Origin of the sequence: Streptomyces sp. NPDC001678 (assembly GCF_042892945.1) — a bacterium.
In the GTDB taxonomy this organism is placed as follows: domain Bacteria; phylum Actinomycetota; class Actinomycetes; order Streptomycetales; family Streptomycetaceae; genus Streptomyces.
In genome coordinates, this window is sequence record NZ_JBIAUP010000013.1 from 49,762 (window position 1) to 64,964 (window position 15,203).

The 15,203-nt window shown below is 72.4% G+C and carries 13 protein-coding genes; 8 read left to right on the forward strand and 5 right to left on the reverse strand.

The window, feature by feature from the left end; all coding sequences use genetic code 11:
• Positions 1-228: 228 nt before the first annotated feature.
• Complete coding sequence (locus tag ACFYZR_RS24920) at positions 229-1,365, reverse strand: methyltransferase (protein WP_391913875.1); 1,137 nt, start codon at positions 1,363-1,365, stop codon at positions 229-231.
• A gap of 167 nt (positions 1,366-1,532) precedes the next feature.
• Complete coding sequence (locus ACFYZR_RS24925) at positions 1,533-2,468, reverse strand: CPBP family intramembrane glutamic endopeptidase (RefSeq protein WP_391913877.1); 936 nt, start codon at positions 2,466-2,468, stop codon at positions 1,533-1,535.
• 149 nt (positions 2,469-2,617) lie between these two features.
• Here ACFYZR_RS24925 and ACFYZR_RS24930 point away from each other — a divergent pair, with 149 nt between their 5' ends.
• Complete coding sequence (locus tag ACFYZR_RS24930; RefSeq protein WP_391913879.1) at positions 2,618-3,889, forward strand: sensor histidine kinase; 1,272 nt, start codon at positions 2,618-2,620, stop codon at positions 3,887-3,889.
• On the forward strand, positions 3,886-4,620 hold the full coding sequence (locus ACFYZR_RS24935; RefSeq protein ID WP_391913881.1) for a response regulator: 735 nt from the start codon (positions 3,886-3,888) through the stop codon (positions 4,618-4,620). The genes ACFYZR_RS24930 and ACFYZR_RS24935 overlap by 4 nt, the downstream gene beginning before the upstream one ends.
• Here the strand turns inward: ACFYZR_RS24935 and ACFYZR_RS24940 are convergent.
• A complete protein-coding gene (locus ACFYZR_RS24940) occupies positions 4,556-6,151 on the reverse strand; it encodes an FAD-binding oxidoreductase (RefSeq protein WP_391914167.1) in 1,596 nt (531 codons plus the stop codon). The two genes, ACFYZR_RS24935 and ACFYZR_RS24940, sit on opposite strands and share 65 nt — an antisense overlap.
• A 167-nt stretch (positions 6,152-6,318) precedes the next feature.
• Positions 6,319-7,695, reverse strand: coding sequence for an erythromycin esterase family protein (locus ACFYZR_RS24945; RefSeq protein ID WP_391913883.1), 1,377 nt, complete (start codon positions 7,693-7,695; stop codon positions 6,319-6,321).
• Between the two features lie 131 nt (positions 7,696-7,826).
• On the opposite strand from ACFYZR_RS24945, the gene ACFYZR_RS24950 reads away from it, so the two are divergent.
• Together ACFYZR_RS24950 and ACFYZR_RS24955 are read left to right on the forward strand one after the other, a co-directional pair.
• Positions 7,827-9,197 carry an erythromycin esterase family protein gene (locus tag ACFYZR_RS24950; protein ID WP_391913885.1) on the forward strand — a complete coding sequence of 457 codons (1,371 nt, stop codon included), beginning with the start codon at positions 7,827-7,829 and terminating at the stop codon, positions 9,195-9,197.
• Positions 9,198-9,313: 116 nt separating this feature from the next.
• Entirely contained in the window at positions 9,314-10,147 is an 834-nt protein-coding gene (locus tag ACFYZR_RS24955; protein WP_391913887.1) for a hypothetical protein, read from the forward strand.
• A gap of 30 nt (positions 10,148-10,177) precedes the next feature.
• Here the strand turns inward: ACFYZR_RS24955 and ACFYZR_RS24960 are convergent, their stop codons facing one another.
• Positions 10,178-11,203: a YdcF family protein gene (locus ACFYZR_RS24960; RefSeq protein WP_391913889.1), complete on the reverse strand. Its 1,026-nt coding sequence runs from the start codon at positions 11,201-11,203 to the stop codon at positions 10,178-10,180.
• 103 nt (positions 11,204-11,306) lie between these two features.
• Between ACFYZR_RS24960 and ACFYZR_RS24965 the strand changes: the two genes are divergently transcribed.
• The 4 genes from ACFYZR_RS24965 (at position 11,307) to ACFYZR_RS24980 (ending at position 15,136) form a co-directional block, all read left to right on the forward strand.
• Positions 11,307-11,975: a DUF1524 domain-containing protein gene (locus ACFYZR_RS24965; protein ID WP_391913891.1), complete on the forward strand. Its 669-nt coding sequence runs from the start codon at positions 11,307-11,309 to the stop codon at positions 11,973-11,975.
• 125 nt (positions 11,976-12,100) lie between these two features.
• Positions 12,101-12,688: an HdeD family acid-resistance protein gene (locus ACFYZR_RS24970; RefSeq protein ID WP_391913893.1), complete on the forward strand. Its 588-nt coding sequence runs from the start codon at positions 12,101-12,103 to the stop codon at positions 12,686-12,688.
• Positions 12,689-12,989: 301 nt separating this feature from the next.
• A complete protein-coding gene (locus ACFYZR_RS24975; RefSeq protein WP_391913895.1) occupies positions 12,990-14,222 on the forward strand; it encodes a family 2 encapsulin nanocompartment cargo protein terpene cyclase in 1,233 nt (410 codons plus the stop codon).
• A gap of 53 nt (positions 14,223-14,275) precedes the next feature.
• Positions 14,276-15,136: a geranyl diphosphate 2-C-methyltransferase gene (locus tag ACFYZR_RS24980; RefSeq protein ID WP_391913897.1), complete on the forward strand. Its 861-nt coding sequence runs from the start codon at positions 14,276-14,278 to the stop codon at positions 15,134-15,136.
• The last annotated feature ends 67 nt before the right edge of the window (positions 15,137-15,203 follow it).

Sequence of the window (15,203 nt, forward strand, 5' to 3'; positions counted from 1 at the left end):
GTCCTTCCGGGGGTCGCCGAGGCAGGAAAGGGCCCACGACGGCCATGGCGGGCGGCCGTCGTGGAATTCCCGGTGCGGACTTCAGAATTCACTCCGGGTGTGACCGGCGGTAACGGCCGAATGGCCAATGCCCGGATACACCCCAGGGCCCATTTCCCCCGCCGGCCGGCGGGGGTCCCGGCACCGATGGGGGGATACGGGGCGGCGCCGCGTGTTCACGCGAAGCGCTCACGCGACGGCCAGCCGCCAGAGCGAGGTGACCTCCCCGGCGCGCGCGGCGTGGAAGGGGTCCGCCGTGTCCCGCGCGCGGGGATGCCGGGGCCGGGTGCCGGTCCGGTCCACCACCCGCAGCCCCGCGCCCTCGATACGGGCGAGCAACTCGCCCCGCGTCCTGAGCCCCAGCCGCTCGGCCAGGTCGGACAGGACGAGCCACCCCTCCCCACCGGGTACGAGGTGGGAGGCGAGCCCGTCCAGGAAGGCGTGGAGCATCCCGCTGCCCTGGTCGTAGACACCCTGCTCGACGGCCGAGGCGGGCCGGCCCGGAAGCCAGGGAGGGTTGCAGACGACAAGTCCGGCACGGCCGTCCGGGAACAGCCCGGGGACGCCCATGACGTCGACGCGCCCGGCGAGCCCGAGCCGCCGGGCGTTCTCACGGGCGCAGGCCAGCGCCCGCGGGCTGATGTCCGTGGCCACGACCCGCTCGACGCCCCGGCGCGCCAGCACGGCCGCGAGCACGCCCGTCCCCGTGCCGAGGTCGAACGCCGTCCGCCCGTCGGCCCGCCCGGGCGCCGGGGCCGGAAGCGGCGCCCGCGCGACCAGGTCGACGTACTCGCCCCTGACGGGCGCGAACACCCCGTAGTGCGGGTGGACGCGCGCGTCGAGCGCCGGTACCTCCACCCCTCTCCGGCGCCACTGCCACGCCCCGAGCACGCCCAGCAGCTCCGTGAGGGAGACCGCCGTAGCCCCGCGCGGCGGCCCGTACGCCTCCGCGCACGCCTGGCGCGTGTCGGGGGCCCTGCGCAGGCGCAGGCAGTGGTCGTCCTCCAGCAGTACGAGCAGCCTGTTGAGTACCCGGGCCCGGTGCGCGCGGGCCCGGCGGTGGAGCCGGAACGACTGGGCGGGGTCGTCGCCCGGCCGGGGAGACTTCCGGTCGACTCGGCGGCCCATGGCCCGCAGCAACTGGCGGGCGTTGTGGAAGTCGCCGCGCCACAGCAGCGCCGTGCCTTCGCAGGCCAGCCGGTGGGCGGTGTCCGCTGTCATCCGGTCGTCCGCGACCACGACCCGGCCGGGCGGCGGGGTCGCGTTCTCGGAGTGCCAACGGGCGGAAAAGGGCGTGGGGGACTCGGTCCAGTGGATCGTGGACACGGGGGACTCCTCGTGATCGAACGCGCAAGGGGCACGAAGAGCACTTCGACGAGGAGCGGGAGGAGAGCGGCCCGTGCCGGGGCACGGGCGGTCGTGTCAGGGCAGGCCGGGCTACCGCTCCCGCGTCGAAGCGCGAGAGGGGACGTCGCCGAGAACCATGCCGAGTGTCACGAGCGGACCTTTCCTGGAACTGAGGTGTCGTCAGAGGCTCGCACGGCCGCCCGCCGTCGGGCAAGCGACTTTCCCCGTCGGCGCGCGCCGACGGCGATCACGGCACAGGCCAGGGCCATCGGAGCCGTCATCAGCAGCGCCACGGTGTTCACACCGAGACCGGCCCGTTCACCGAGGAGGAAGCCGGTGAGCAGCGAGAGCACCATGTTGTTCCCGCCGTGCGCCAGGGACACCACCCACACGCTGCCGCTGCGGTCGTAGAGCCAGCCGAGCAGCATCTCCTGGAACAGGAACGACACGGTCCAGACGGCCAGTCCGAGGGGTACGCAGGAGAATTCGATGTAGCCGGTGAACGCCAGCGGATAGTGCCACACCGCCCAGATCAGCCCGGTCGCCATCGTGGCCCGCACCGGACGCCCCGGGAACAGCCGCTGCCTGAGGAAGGCGGTCCACCCGAACTCCTCTCCCCAGTAGACGGGCGTCAGAAGCGGGACGGCCGCCATGAGCAGCGGGACGAACACCCAGGCGGACAGCCCGCCGGCGAGGTCCGCGAGCGCGGCGGGACCGGGCACCCGCCACTCCAGCGCCCACGCCAGCCCCACGGCCATGGCGGCGAAGACCAGCGGCCCCAGCCACGCGGCGAGGTAGTACGGCCACGCGCTCCGGAACCGGGGCCTCAGCCCGGCCCCGGCGAAGCCCTCCCGGGTCACCCAGCGGCGCACCACCACCGCGGCGAGCGCGGGCATGAACCCGAAGGGCAGTTGGGCGAGCGGGTTGACCAGCGACAGCCCCCACAGGGAGTGAGCGGCGTAGATATAGAGCCAGCTCCCCGTGAAACAGATGACCAGGAAGGCCACCACGCCTTTCCGGCCGCCCGGATCACCACCCCCCACCCCGGTCGTGGTGTCCACCGCCGCGATCTGCGATGCCATGAAAGAAACCCCCGTCTCACGAAGCCGATGCCGAAATCCCGGCAAGCCTCGTACGCCGGACCGGCCGGCACATCCCGTCGGCGGGGGAGCACCCGTATCGCTCGCGCGGGGGAGGCGGGCCGCCGGAAGCCACTGCGATACTCCCGGGCGTGCGTCTTCCGATACATCCGTTCCGCCCGCTGATACGTCCGTTCCGCCCACCCACGAGCGGCGACACCCTCCGAGCCTGGCTCCACGGCCTGCTCGGCGCCGCCGGCGGTCTCCTGCCGCTCGCCGCCGCGTCGCTCGGCACCGCGGCGGCCCCGCGCGACTGGCCCGCACCGGCCCGGACCACCGTGCTCCTGGCCGTGTGGGCCGCCCTCACCATCGCCGCCGGCTGCCCGCGCCCGGCACGGAGCGCCTCCGTCCGGCTGGCCAACGGCCTGCTGGGCACGGACCTTCCCGCCCCCGTCGCGGAGGCGCGCCCACGCGGCGCCGACCGGTTCCGTACGGGGACGTGGCTCGTCCTGCACACGGTGGCGGGCGGCGCGCTGACGGCCGTGACAGCCCTCGCGCTGGGCACGGCCGTCGCCCTGCCCGCCGTGTGGCTGAACGGCGGCGACCGGATCATGGTGTTCCGCCCCCTGGACGTGCCCGGGGGAACGAGCGGGCTCTGGACGCTCCCGGCGGCTGCCGCGCTCCTCCTCCTGGCGGGCCACGCCTGCGCCGCCGTCTCCGCCCTCCTCCGGCACGCCGCCCCCGCCCTCCTCGGCCACGGCCGCGCCGAACAGCTCGCCGCGCTCGAGTCGCAGATGCGGCGGATGGCACAGCGCAACCGGCTGGCACAGGAGTTGCACGACTCGATCGGCCACACCCTGACGGCGTCCACCATCCAGGCGGCGGTGGCCAGAAGCCTCATGGACACCGACCCGGCCGCCGCCCGCCGTGCCCTCACCGGCCTGGAGGAGGCCTCCCGCGCCGCCATGGACGACCTCGACCACGCCCTGGGCATCCTCCGCGAGGAGCGCGACACCACCGCCCCGCCGCTCACCCTGGCCGACCTCCACACCCTCGCCGACCGGGTCCGCCGGACGGGGACCGACGTCCACACGGACATCACCGGCGACCCGTCGGGCGTCCCCGCGACCGTGTCCCGGGAGGCCTACCGCATCGTCCAGGAAGGGCTCACCAACGCCCTCAAACACGGCGACCGTTCCCCCGTCCGCCTGCGCGTGACGGTCACTCCCGCCCTCCTGGAACTGGAGATCGCCAACCCGGTCCCGGGCCGCGCCCGGCCGGCCCGCGGAGCACGACGCGGCAGGGGCCTCACCGGCATCCTGGAACGCGTGGACCTCCTCAAGGGCGAGGCCACCGCGGGACCGGACGCCGACGGCACGGCCTGGCTGCTCACCGTGCGCGTCCCGCTGAGGCAGGCGCCGTGACCACGACCGTCACCGTCCTCGTCGCGGACGACGAGGAACTCACCCGTACCGGCCTGCGCACCCTGCTCTCGGCGCTGCCCGGGCTCGACGTCGTCGGCGAGGCGGCCGACGGCCACCAGGCCCTGGCTCTCGCCGGGGAACTGCGCCCGGACGTCGTCCTGATGGACGTCCGGATGCCGGGCATCGACGGCATCGAGGCCACCCGGCGGCTCCAGACCGCCCTGCCCGCCCCGCCGAAGGTCGTGGTGATCACGACCTTCGAGAACGACGCGTACGTCTACGACGCGCTGCGCGCGGGCGCGGCGGGCTTCGTCCTCAAGCGCGCCCCGTCCGAACAGATCGGCCACGCCCTGCGCCTGGTCGCCACGACCGACTCCCTCCTCTTCCCGGACAGCGTCCGCAGGCTCGTCGCCGCCCGCCCCGGGCCGCCGCCGCGACCCCCGCGCGGCACCCCCGCCCTCACCGCCCGCGAACGGGAGATCCTCCGCCTCATGGCCAGGGGCCTGTCCAACGCCGATGTCGCCGGCCGGCTGACCGTCGGCCTGGAGACGGTCAAGACCCACGTCAGCAACCTCCTGGCCAAGCTCGGCGCCCGCAACCGCACCCAGGCCGTGATCATGGCCTACGAATACGGGTACGTCGTCGCGGGCGCCGGCGACGGGACGGTCAGCGGGGCGGACGGATGGACAGCGCGTGCCGGAACTCGTTTCTCGGGTCCCAGTGCGCCTTGACGCGCTGGAGGCGCGGGTAGTGGCCCTTGTAGTAGAGGGTGTGCCACGGCGTCCCGGACGTGTTGACCGCGGGATCGGCGAGTTCGGCGTCGGGGTAGTTGATGAAACACCCGTCGCTGTTGGTGCCGGGCGCGGGCACGCCGCCGCTGTCGGCGTACACGGCCCGGTAGAGCTCGCGCAGCCAGGTGAGCTCCGGCCCGCCGTCGTGCTTCGGGTCCTCCCAGCCCGTCAGGTAGACCGCCTTGAGGACGGAGTCCCGCTGGGCGACGGCCGTCGCGTCCGCCGGGACGGTGTTGACCTTCCCGCCGTAGGAGACCAGCCACAGCGAACCGGGGAGCTCACCACCCGCCTTGCCGGTGAGGTGCTCGTGGAGGACCGCGATCTGACGGTCCGTGAAGCGCTGCCGCAGATAGCCGGACTTGGCCTTGAAGAACGACGGCGCGGACTCCGTCACGTTCGCGTTGGCCTCGAGCCAGGGCCGCTCCTCCCGCTTCACCGTGGGCCGGGCCCCCACCTCCCGGCCGACGGCGGCCACGTAGTCGTCCAGGAGGCGCCGCGCCCCGGAGCCCGCGGAGTCCAGCTGGCCGACCAGGTCGACGGTGCCGTACTTGCGGGTGTTCAGCATCAGCACGCTGAACAACCCCGCGTAGGGCGAGCCGGGCGCGCTGTTGTTCTCGTACCAGGTGCCGTGGTCGCGCACCAGCCGGGCGAAGGCGGCCTCGTCGAGGTCCTTCCACGACCAGGAGGCGGTGAAGGTGAGGACGGACGCGGGTGGGCGGGGCAGCAGACGGGCGGGGTCCGACCCGGTGGCCGCCGGGTCCCGGAACCAGTAGCGCGTGACGACGCCGAAGTTGCCGCCCCCGCCGCCGGTGTGCGCCCACCACAGCTCGCGCAGGGGGCCGGAGGAGTCCCGGGTGGCGACGACGCTCGACGCCTTGCCGGAGGCGTCCACGACCACGACCTCGACGCCGTACAGATGGTCGACGGACAGCCCGTACCGGCGGGACAGGGCACCGTACCCGCCCCCGAGCACATGCCCGCCGACCCCCACCTCGGCGGTGGCCCCCGCCGGGATGGTCACGCCCCACTCGGTGAACAGCCGCCGGTACACCTGGCCGAGCAGGGCACCCGGCTCGACCGCGAACGCCCGCCGCGACGCGTCGTAATGGACGGCGGTCATGGGGGAGAGGTCGATGAGGGCCTTGACGGAGGGGTCGTCGACGAAGCTCTCGAAGCAGTGCCCGCCACTGCGCACGGCGATGCGCCTGCCCTCGCGCACGGCCTGCTGCACGGCCGCGACGACCTGCTCGGTGGTGTCGGCCACCCGTACGTAGTCGGGCCTGCCGACGAAGCGGCCGTTGGTCCCGCGCCGGGTGAGCGACGGGTAGCGCGTGTCGTCGGGGCCGACGGTGGCGGGGCCGACGGTGGCGGGGCCGGACCGGGCCGGCGCGGCGGCCACCGCCGGCGCGGACAGCCCGGCGGCCGTCGCCCCCAACGCCGCCGTGCCCGCGAGCACTCCGCGTCGTGTCACGTCAGTCAAGGCATGCTCCTGTCATTACTGGATGCAGGGAAGCGGTGCATGGCTCAACGGTGGTGGATCCTACGGGAGATGACATCATCCGTGATGACCAGTCGCGTCTCCGTCCCGGGGAGTAGGGGACACCACTGGCGGCCGAGGCAGGGGGCTCTCGCCGGCCGCTACGGCCGCGTCACCGGGACGGACGCCCGCACGTCGTGCAGGTGCATGACGATGTCGTAGCCCCGGCCCAGCGCCAGCGGCCACGCCGTCCGGTAGGGGTACCGGCCGGGGATCACAAAGGTCGGCCGGGCCGTGTCCAGCCACCCGGCCAGGGCCGGATCGCGGCGCGCCTCGCGCAGGTCGACGTAGAAGTCGCGGTGGCGCACCTGGTCGAGGACGTACTCATTGCTCCCGGGCGCGGCCGGGCCGAAGGGGAACGCTCCCACGCCGTTCGTCGCCGTGCGGGCCCGGTAGGCGCCGCCGTACGCGGTCGTGCCGACGGCGAGGTACTCCTTGCCGATGAGTTCGCGCAGGTCCGCGCCCATCGTGACGGGGTAGACGTGCGGCAGGGCCGTGTCGTAGGAGATGTGCCCGTCGTGTGCCGAGACGACGATCCGGCCGCCGGTGTTCCGCTGCCACCAGACGGCGTTCTCGGCCATGGCCCGGTCACGGTACCGGTTGGCCGCGAGGGCCTGGGCCGGGTCGTCGCTGTCGAAGGCGTTGGACGTGGCCATCTGCGAGACGACCCGGGCGTCCTGGAGCACCCGGGCGTCCCGCTCGCCGGCCCCCTCCAGCAGCCGGTACGCGGCCCCGGCGTCCTCGGCGATCTTCTTGCGCTCGGCGAGCGGGAGGGCGCCGTACGCGGCCAGCCGCTCGGCGACCCCGCCGCGCAGGGCGCGGAGCGCCGCGTACCGCTCACGCAGTTCGGGGACGAGCGCGGGGGTGTTCCTGCCGGCCCAGGCGAGGATGCCGTCGTACTGCCCCGGGTCGACGTCGGAGAAGTCCATGCCGACGATCCGGACCTGCCGCGCGGCGGTGCGGTTGTGCTCGCGCACCCAGCTGAACAGCCGCAGGTACTCCTCCGTGTCGTCCAGGCCGTACGCGTCCTGGAACTCGTCGCGCATGATCTGCCGCAGGTCCCCCTCGCCGGTGCGGACGTAGGCGTCCAGCCTGGCGGCGGCGGACCAGTTGATCTCCATGGCGAAGGCGGAGAACCCCTCGCGCGTGACCAGGTGCCGCAGCAGCCGGTCCTTGAGGGCGAAGACGTCCCCCGAGCCGTGCGAGACCTCGCCGAGCCCGACAACGGTGGCGCCCCGGGTCGCCTTCCCGAAGGCCTCCAGGTCCGCGTCCGGCCCGCCCGGCCGGGTGCCGCGCAGCCGGTGGGCGTACCGGTCCAGTCCGGCGACCACCTTACGGTCCGGCGCCTCGGCCGCGGCAGTGGCGGAGGACGGGGCGGCCTGCGGCCGCGCGACCGCGGTGGCGGCGGTCGCCGGGCCCAGCATCGCGGTGACGGCGAGGGCCAGGGACGCGGAACGGCGTAAGATCATGTGTCTCATACACGCTGTTATACAGGTTGACTTCCGTGGCTACTGGGGCGGCAAGGTGGGGCCAGCCCCACCCGGAAGACGGGGACGTACCCGATGGCCCCGGACCCTCCTCGGAACGGAGGCTGGGACGCGTGAAACCAATGAAACGCCGTCAAGCGACCGCCCTTCTGACCCTCTTCCTCTGCCTGGGCGCTTCGGCGGCCACCACCCCGGCCATCGCGGACACCGGCCGTGACGACGACGGCGTCGTCCGGGCCGTCGAGCGCGTCGCACACCCGCTGCGGTCCACCGAGCCGTCCGGCCCCTCGGACGACCTGCGCCCCCTGGACCGCATGGTGGGCGACGCACGCGTCGTGGGAATGGGCGAGGCCACCCACAGCTCCCACGAGTTCTTCGCCCTCAAACAGCGCGTCTTCCGCCACCTCGTGGAGGACCGCGGCTTCCGGACCTACGCCCTGGAGGCCCCCTGGAGCACCGGCCTCAGGCTCAACGACTACGTCCTGCGCGGAAAGGGCGACCCGGAGCGCGTTCTGCGCGAGGACTTCCAGGACGCCTACCTCTTCTGGAACACCCGGGAGTACCTCTCCCTCGTCCAGTGGATGCGCTCCTGGAACGTCGCCCACCCCGGCGACCCCGTCCGGTTCATGGGCAACGACGTCTCCTACTCCGGCCCGGACCTCTACGACCGGGTCCTCGACTACGTCCGCGCCGCCCACCCCGCCCTGCTGCCCGAGCTCGCCGGGCTCTACGGCGACCTGCGCCCGACGACGGCCACCGGCCCGTACATGCGCGCCTGTCTGGAGCGGCCGCTCACCGAACGGAAGGAGAAGGCCGCCCGCGCCCAGCGGGCCCTGGACCTGCTGCGGAAGCAGCGGCCGAGCCCCGGCCGGGAGGCGGGCGAGGCGTACCGATGGGCCGTGCGGAACGCGCTGACGCTGCGACAGACCGCCGACCAGTACGCCTTCGACTTCGGCCGGCAGGACGGCGTCACGGCGGCCATGCGCTTCCGTGACCAGGTCATGGCCGACAACACCACCTGGTGGCAGCGGAACACCGGCGACAAGGTCCTGCTCTCCGCCCACAACGGCCACATCGGCTATGTCAGCAACGACCCCGTGAACTACCCGAAGTCACAAGGGGCCTTCCTGCACGACCAGCTCGGAAAACGCTATGTCGCCATCGGACTCTCCTTCGGCCGGGGGTCGTTCAACGCGACCGGGCCGGACGATCAGCCGCTGGGGAAGAACGTCAAGAAGTTCGCCGTGGGACCCGCCGCCCCGGGGAGCAACGAGCACACCCTCGACCGCGTACGCGAGCGCGACTACTTCCTGGACCTGCGCACCGCGCCCGCTGCGGCCCGCGACTGGTTCCGCCGGGCCCGGCCCACCTACAGCATCGGCACGGCCTACCCGACGCCGCCGCTCCAGGTCGCCCTGGGCCGCAGCTTCGACGCCCTGATCCACCTCCACCGGGTGAGCGCCGCCGACCGCCTTCCGGGTGAGGACGGCTGACGGCACGACGGCGGGCGCATGACCCGGACGGCCGGAATCGCCCCCCATCGTGTTCCGCGCCGTGCGGGCAGGGGGAAGCATGACGCGGACCGGAAGGCGATCAGAAGGGCCGGGGAATGGCGTCGGACATCGCGGGCAGAGCCGATCACTGGGGCAAGAGCAGTTTCGACGACATCTACGACCGGCCCGACCCCCGGTCGTATTTCGCCCGGCTGGCACCCCTGCGGTATCAGATCCCCCACCACGCCCAGCCCGTCTTCCGGGCCGTGCTCGCCGACCGGGCCCGCGTCCACCCCGGCGAGCCGGTCACCATGGTGGACCTGTGCTGCTCGTACGGCATCAACGCCGCCCTGGTCAACCACGACCTCACGCTGCGGGAACTCTACGAGCACTACACCAGCCCGCCGACGGCCGGGCTGTCCCTGGAGGAACTCATCGCCGTGGACAAGGAGTTCTACGCCACCCGCCGCCGCGCCGACGCGGTCCCCGTCGTCGGCATCGACGCGTCGCCCCGGGCCGTCGGCTACGCGGCGGCCGTCGGCCTGCTGGACGCCGCCTTCGCCGCGAACCTGGAGACCGTGCCGGCGGGCGCCGCCCTGACCGAGGCGCTCGCCCCGGCGGGCCTGATCACCGTCACGGGCGGGCTGAGCTACATCGGGCCGCGCACGTTCGACACCGTCCTCGCCCCGTCCGGCGGGCGGGCGTGGGTGGCGGCGTTCGCGGTACGGCCCGTCGACTTCCGGCCCGTCGAGGCAGTGCTACGACGGTACGGACTGGTCACACGGCCGTCCGAGGCCTCCCACCGGCAGCGCCGTTTCACCGACCCGGACGAGCAGCGGCGCACCCTGGAGAGCCTCGCGGCGGCCGGGCTGGACCCCGCCGGACGCGAGGCGGAGGGGTACTACCACGCCGTCCTCCACGAGGCCCGGCCCGCCACGGACTGGGGCTGACCGCCGGCGCCCGGGAAGCGGTCCGCCGGCTCAGCGGATCCACACGGCCGCGAGGCCGAAGAGGGCGAGCAGCCCGCAGATGGTGAAGTTGACGAGCTTGTGGTTGAGGAAGACCGCGACGAACTCGCGGATCGTCGCGCTCGGCCAGAAGTACGCGGCCGTCGGGGAGCCGACGACCTGGCCGTTGACGCCGGTCTTGCGGGCCATGAGCGCGGCCCGGAAGGCGTGGAAGTTATTGGTGACGATCACGCAGCGGTAGCCGGGCCTGGCCTCCGCCATGATCGCCTTGCTGTAGAGGAGATTCTCCTCGGTGGTACGGGACTTGTCCTCGCGCCGGACGTGCTCGGCGGGGAAGCCGCGGTCGGTGAGGTAGTCGGCCATGGCGTGGGATTCCGGGAGCTCTTCGTCCGGGCCCTGGCCGCCCGAGGTGATGAGGACGGGCGGTTTGCCGCGCGCCGCCTGCCGCTCGTACACCTTGCGTCCGCGCTCCAGCCGGCTGGCGAGCAGGGGCGGCACCTTCGTCCCGCCGATGAGGCCGGAGCCGAGCACCACCACGAAGTCGACGTTCCGGCGCGGCCGCATCCAGCCGTACAGGAAGGCGTATCCGATGAAGCAGAAGAACAGGAACGACACATAGGCGGCGATCATCAGGGTGGTGCCCGTGACGATCGTCAGGTTCCGGGAGCGGGTGGCGGCGGACGCGATCGTCAGGCCGATGAGGCCGAAGATGGCGAGACCGGTGAGGAAGGACATCAGATTGGCGGGGCGCCGCCCCTCCTTGCGGATCATCTTCACACCGTTGGCCAGCAGGAGCGCCGGCAGCACGAAGGCACCGAGGAAGGGGATCAGGAGGAGCCCGGCCGCGATCCACTCCAGCGCGTGCACACCGCGGTCGCCACCCGCCGCGGCCGCGCGCACCAGGCTGAACAGCAGGCCGAACAGCAGGCATATACAGGTGAGCCCGAAATGAACCGCGTTGCTGAAGCGTCGCCGGTCGCGCAATACGCCGATGCCGAAGAGGAGAAGGAACAGAGCTGCGGGGGCATACGCGATCACGACGGCATCGTACGCGGTGTGACGATGTGTCTGAACATGCCAGCGCGCCCTCGGAAGGGCGAATGGGCCGGGCGGGCGCGGTGGGGCCACTAAGTGTTTGCGCATGATCACTACTCGCGCCTGGCGGCGCGCCGCCGTCGCTGTCCTGGGCCTGGCCGCCGCCATGGCCCCGCCCGTCGCCGCGCCGGCGGTCTCCGCCCCCTCGGTGTCCACCCACCGCGTACCGCCGGAGCCCCCGGCGGCGGACGCGGTCCGCACCGAGCTGGACGGCCTCAAGGTGGAACCGCCGCATTCGATGGCGGGCTACTCCCGGGCGAGGTTCCCGCACTGGATCAAGCAGTACGGGGAGTGCGACACCCGTGAGGTGGTCCTCTCGCGGGACGGATCGAACGTCACCCAGGACTCGCTGTGCCGGGCCGTGACGGGCAGCTGGTACAGCGCGTACGACGACAGGACCCTCGACTCGGCGTCCAAGGTGGACATCGACCACATGGTGCCGCTGGCCAACGCGTGGCGCAGCGGCGCGGACACCTGGACCACCGACCGGCGGAAGGCGTTCGCCAACGACCTGGACAACCCCCAGCTGTACGCCGTCTCCGCCTCCTCCAACCGCTCCAAGGGCGACCAGTCGCCGGACCAGTGGGCGCCGCCCAACCAGGACTTCTGGTGCGCCTACTCCCGGTCCTGGGGGCACATCAAGAGCGTGTACGGGCTGAGCGTCACCCAGCCCGAGAGGGAGAAGCTGATCGCGATGCTCGACACCTGCGACTGACGGGCCGCGGGCCGGGGGCCGTACGGGGAGGAACCGGAAAGGGCCGGTCCCTCCCCGTCGCGTTGTCGATATGCGATATCTGTGCAAATCTGGACGAAGGGACGATCAACTGGGGAGCGTATGTCATGACTTTCCCCCTCAACGAATCCCAAGGACTCCGCGAAGACCTCAGCCGGCTGGCGCACGCGGGCTGGCAGACGTTGCTGGGCGCCGGCATCGCCTCGGTGGCCCTGGGCGCGATCGTGCTGGCCTGGCCCGGGGCGTCATTGCTGGTCGTCGGGGTCCTCTTCGGCCTCTATCTGCTGGTGATCGGCGCCTTCCAGCTCGCCGGCGCCTTCAGCGTGTACGTCCCCGGCGCCCTGCGGGTGCTGGGCTTCGTCAGCGGCGCCCTGTGCGTCCTGCTCGGGCTGCTGTGCTTCCGCGAGCCCGCCCGGTCGATCCTGCTGCTCGCGCTGTGGATCGGGTTCGGCTGGCTGCTGCGCGGGGTGATGCTGGCGGGCGTGGCGCTGTCGACCAAGGGCATGCCCGCCCGGGGCTGGCAGGTGTTCGTCGGCTTCCTCAACGTCCTGGCCGGGATCGTGATGATCGACCTGCCCTTCCGGTCGATCGCCGTGCTCACCGTGGTGACCGGGGTGTTCCTCGTCGTCATGGGCGTTTTCGAGATCTTCCACGCCATCCGGCTGCGCGGCCTCCTCAAGAAGGCCACGGGCTGAACCCCGCCCGGCGGGAAGGGGCCCGCGCCCCTCATGGGCGCGAGGCCCTTCCGCCGTATCTGCACCACACTTCGACCCTATAAACATACTCAGCTACGTACGGATGAACGTGCGCCGCCGATGCTGCGCGGACGCCCATGAGTCCGCCACTCTGCTGCGTGGCCTGGTCGGGGGGTGGCACGGCGGCCGATGGGGGTGACGGTCATGTCCGCACGCCGTCGGACGGGGTGTCGCACCCGAGAACTCCGGCACCGCGAACGGTCGTTCACGGTGTCCGCACGCGTAGCGAAGGGACCCCCGGATGAACCGGCTCAACGGCGCTGCTCCGCTCGGTGCGGGTGCGCCGACCGCCCCCCGCCCGGACGACCCCGCGGACGCCGCCGAGGCGGCACCGGCCGTCGTCGACGCGCTGCGCGGCCTGCTCGCCGGGCCGACGGGGCTGGGCACGTCGGCCGCCCGCCTGTTCCGCGCGGACCTCACCCCGCCCGCGCCGCCCGTTTCCGCCCCCGCCCCCGAGCAGCCCGCGGAAGGGCACTCCGACGGCTCCGGGGACTCCTCGGGCGCCTCCGGCGCCTCCGTGCGCGTACCGCCGCTCTACTGCCCCGACGCCGAGCGCGACGACCCGGCCCTCGGCGAGGAGGTGAACAACCGGCTCGTCGAATGGGCCGAGGAGGTCGGCATCTTCCGGGGCCGGCTGGAGCGGCTGCGCTCCCACAACTTCGGGCGGCTGTTCATGCTCGCCCACCCCGACACCGACGACCCCGAGCGGATCCTCACCGCCGCCCGCTGCGGACTGGCCGAATGGGCCGTGGACGACCACTGGGTCGACGAAGGGGAGGACACCTCGCCCGAGTTGATCGGATCCCGCCTGGCCCTCGCCCACGCCGTCGTCGACCCCGTCCGCCTCCCGGCCCGCTACCTGGCGCAGTTCGAGAACATCGTGCGCAAGGAGCCCGTCCTGCGCGCCTTCCGCTCCTGCCTCGACCACCTGGCCCGCATCGCCAGCCCCACCCAGGTGGCCCGGCTGCGCCACGAACTGGCCGTGATGTTCGTGGGCTACAACCAGGAGGGGGAGTGGCGCGGCTCCGGGCGGCGGCCCGCCGTGTGGGAGTACCTGCTGCACCGCTACGAGAACGCCTTCTACCCGTGCATGGTCCTCATCGACCCCGTCGGCGGCTACGAGCTCCCCGCCGCCGAGTTCGCCGACGCGCGCGTACGCCGCACGTATCTGTACGCCGGTACGGCCAACGTGCTGCTCAACGACCTCTACTCGATGGCCAAGGAAGACCCCACCGACACCAATCTGCCCAACCTCATCGCCGCGGAGGACAACTGCTCGCTTCAGGAGGCCGTGAACCGCGCGGCGTGCATCCACGACGAGCTGATGCACACGGTGGAGGCCGAGTGCGCCGTCCTGAGCGCGGCCGGTTCCCCCGAGCTCCGGCGCTATCTCGCCGGGCTGTGGGCCTGGATGGGCGGGAGCAAGGAGTGGCACGCGACCAGTCCCCGGTACCACGGCGTACAGCCCCAGTGAATCCCCAGCAGTTCATCAGCAAGCGGAATCAGCAAGCGGAAAGAGAAGACACGGTGACCATTCAGGAGATCAGCCCCGCCTCGGTTCTCGCCAGTGCCTACCAGCGGTCCGTGGCCGACTACTGGAACCGGGAGAAGAACCCGGTCAATCTCCGGCTCGGCGAGGTGGACGGCATCTACCACCACCACTACGGCGTCGGCGACGTCGACTGGTCCGTCCTGGAGGGGCCCGAGGAGACCCGCGACGAGCGGATCACCGCCGAGCTCCACCGCCTGGAGTGCGCCCAGGCGGAGATCCTGCTCAACCACCTCGGCACCGTCACCCCCGACGACCGTCTGATGGACTCCGGGTCGGGGCGCGGCGGCGGCAGCCTCGTCGCCAACCGCCGGTTCGGCTGCCATGTCGACGGCGTCTCCATCTCGGAGACGCAGGTCGCGTTCGCCAATGAGCAGGCCGAGAAGCACGGCGTGTCCGACAAGGTGCGCTTCCACCTGAAGAACATGCTGGACACCGGGTTCGAGAGCAGCCGCTTCCGGGCCATCTGGAACAACGAGAGCACCATGTACGTGGACCTCTCCCAGCTGTTCCCGGAGTACTCGCGGATGCTCCGGCACGGTGGCCGCTACGTGACCATCACCGGCTGCTACAACGACACCTACGGACTGCCGTCCCGCGCCGTCAGCGAGATCAACGCCCATTACATCTGCGACATCCACCCGCGCAGCAGCTACTTCAAGGAGATGGCGGCCAACCGGCTCGTCCCGGCCGCCGTCGTGGACCTCACCGAGGCCACGATCCCGTACTGGGAGCTGCGCGCCCAGTCGCCGCTGGCCACGGGCATCGAGAAGGCGTTCCTGACCGCGTACAAGGACGGCAGCTTCCAGTACCTGCTGATCGCCGCCGACCGCGTCTGACCCCGGCCGCCTTCCTCCGGTCCCCGGCGGCCCGCCGCCGGGGACCGGAAGCTCCCACCGCGACGTA

Bases quoted from the DNA above. Each gene is read 5' to 3' on its own strand.
- ACFYZR_RS24925 (WP_391913877.1), bottom strand. From the start codon at position 2,468: ATGGCATCGCAGATCGCGGCGGTGGACACCACGACCGGGGTGGGGGGT.
- ACFYZR_RS24945 (WP_391913883.1), bottom strand. From the start codon at position 7,695: ATGAGACACATGATCTTACGCCGTTCCGCGTCCCTGGCCCTCGCCGTC.
- ACFYZR_RS24950 (WP_391913885.1), top strand. From the start codon at position 7,827: ATGAAACGCCGTCAAGCGACCGCCCTTCTGACCCTCTTCCTCTGCCTG.
- ACFYZR_RS24955 (WP_391913887.1), top strand. From the start codon at position 9,314: ATGGCGTCGGACATCGCGGGCAGAGCCGATCACTGGGGCAAGAGCAGT.
- ACFYZR_RS24965 (WP_391913891.1), top strand. From the start codon at position 11,307: ATGATCACTACTCGCGCCTGGCGGCGCGCCGCCGTCGCTGTCCTGGGC.
- ACFYZR_RS24970 (WP_391913893.1), top strand. From the start codon at position 12,101: ATGACTTTCCCCCTCAACGAATCCCAAGGACTCCGCGAAGACCTCAGC.
- ACFYZR_RS24975 (WP_391913895.1), top strand. From the start codon at position 12,990: ATGAACCGGCTCAACGGCGCTGCTCCGCTCGGTGCGGGTGCGCCGACC.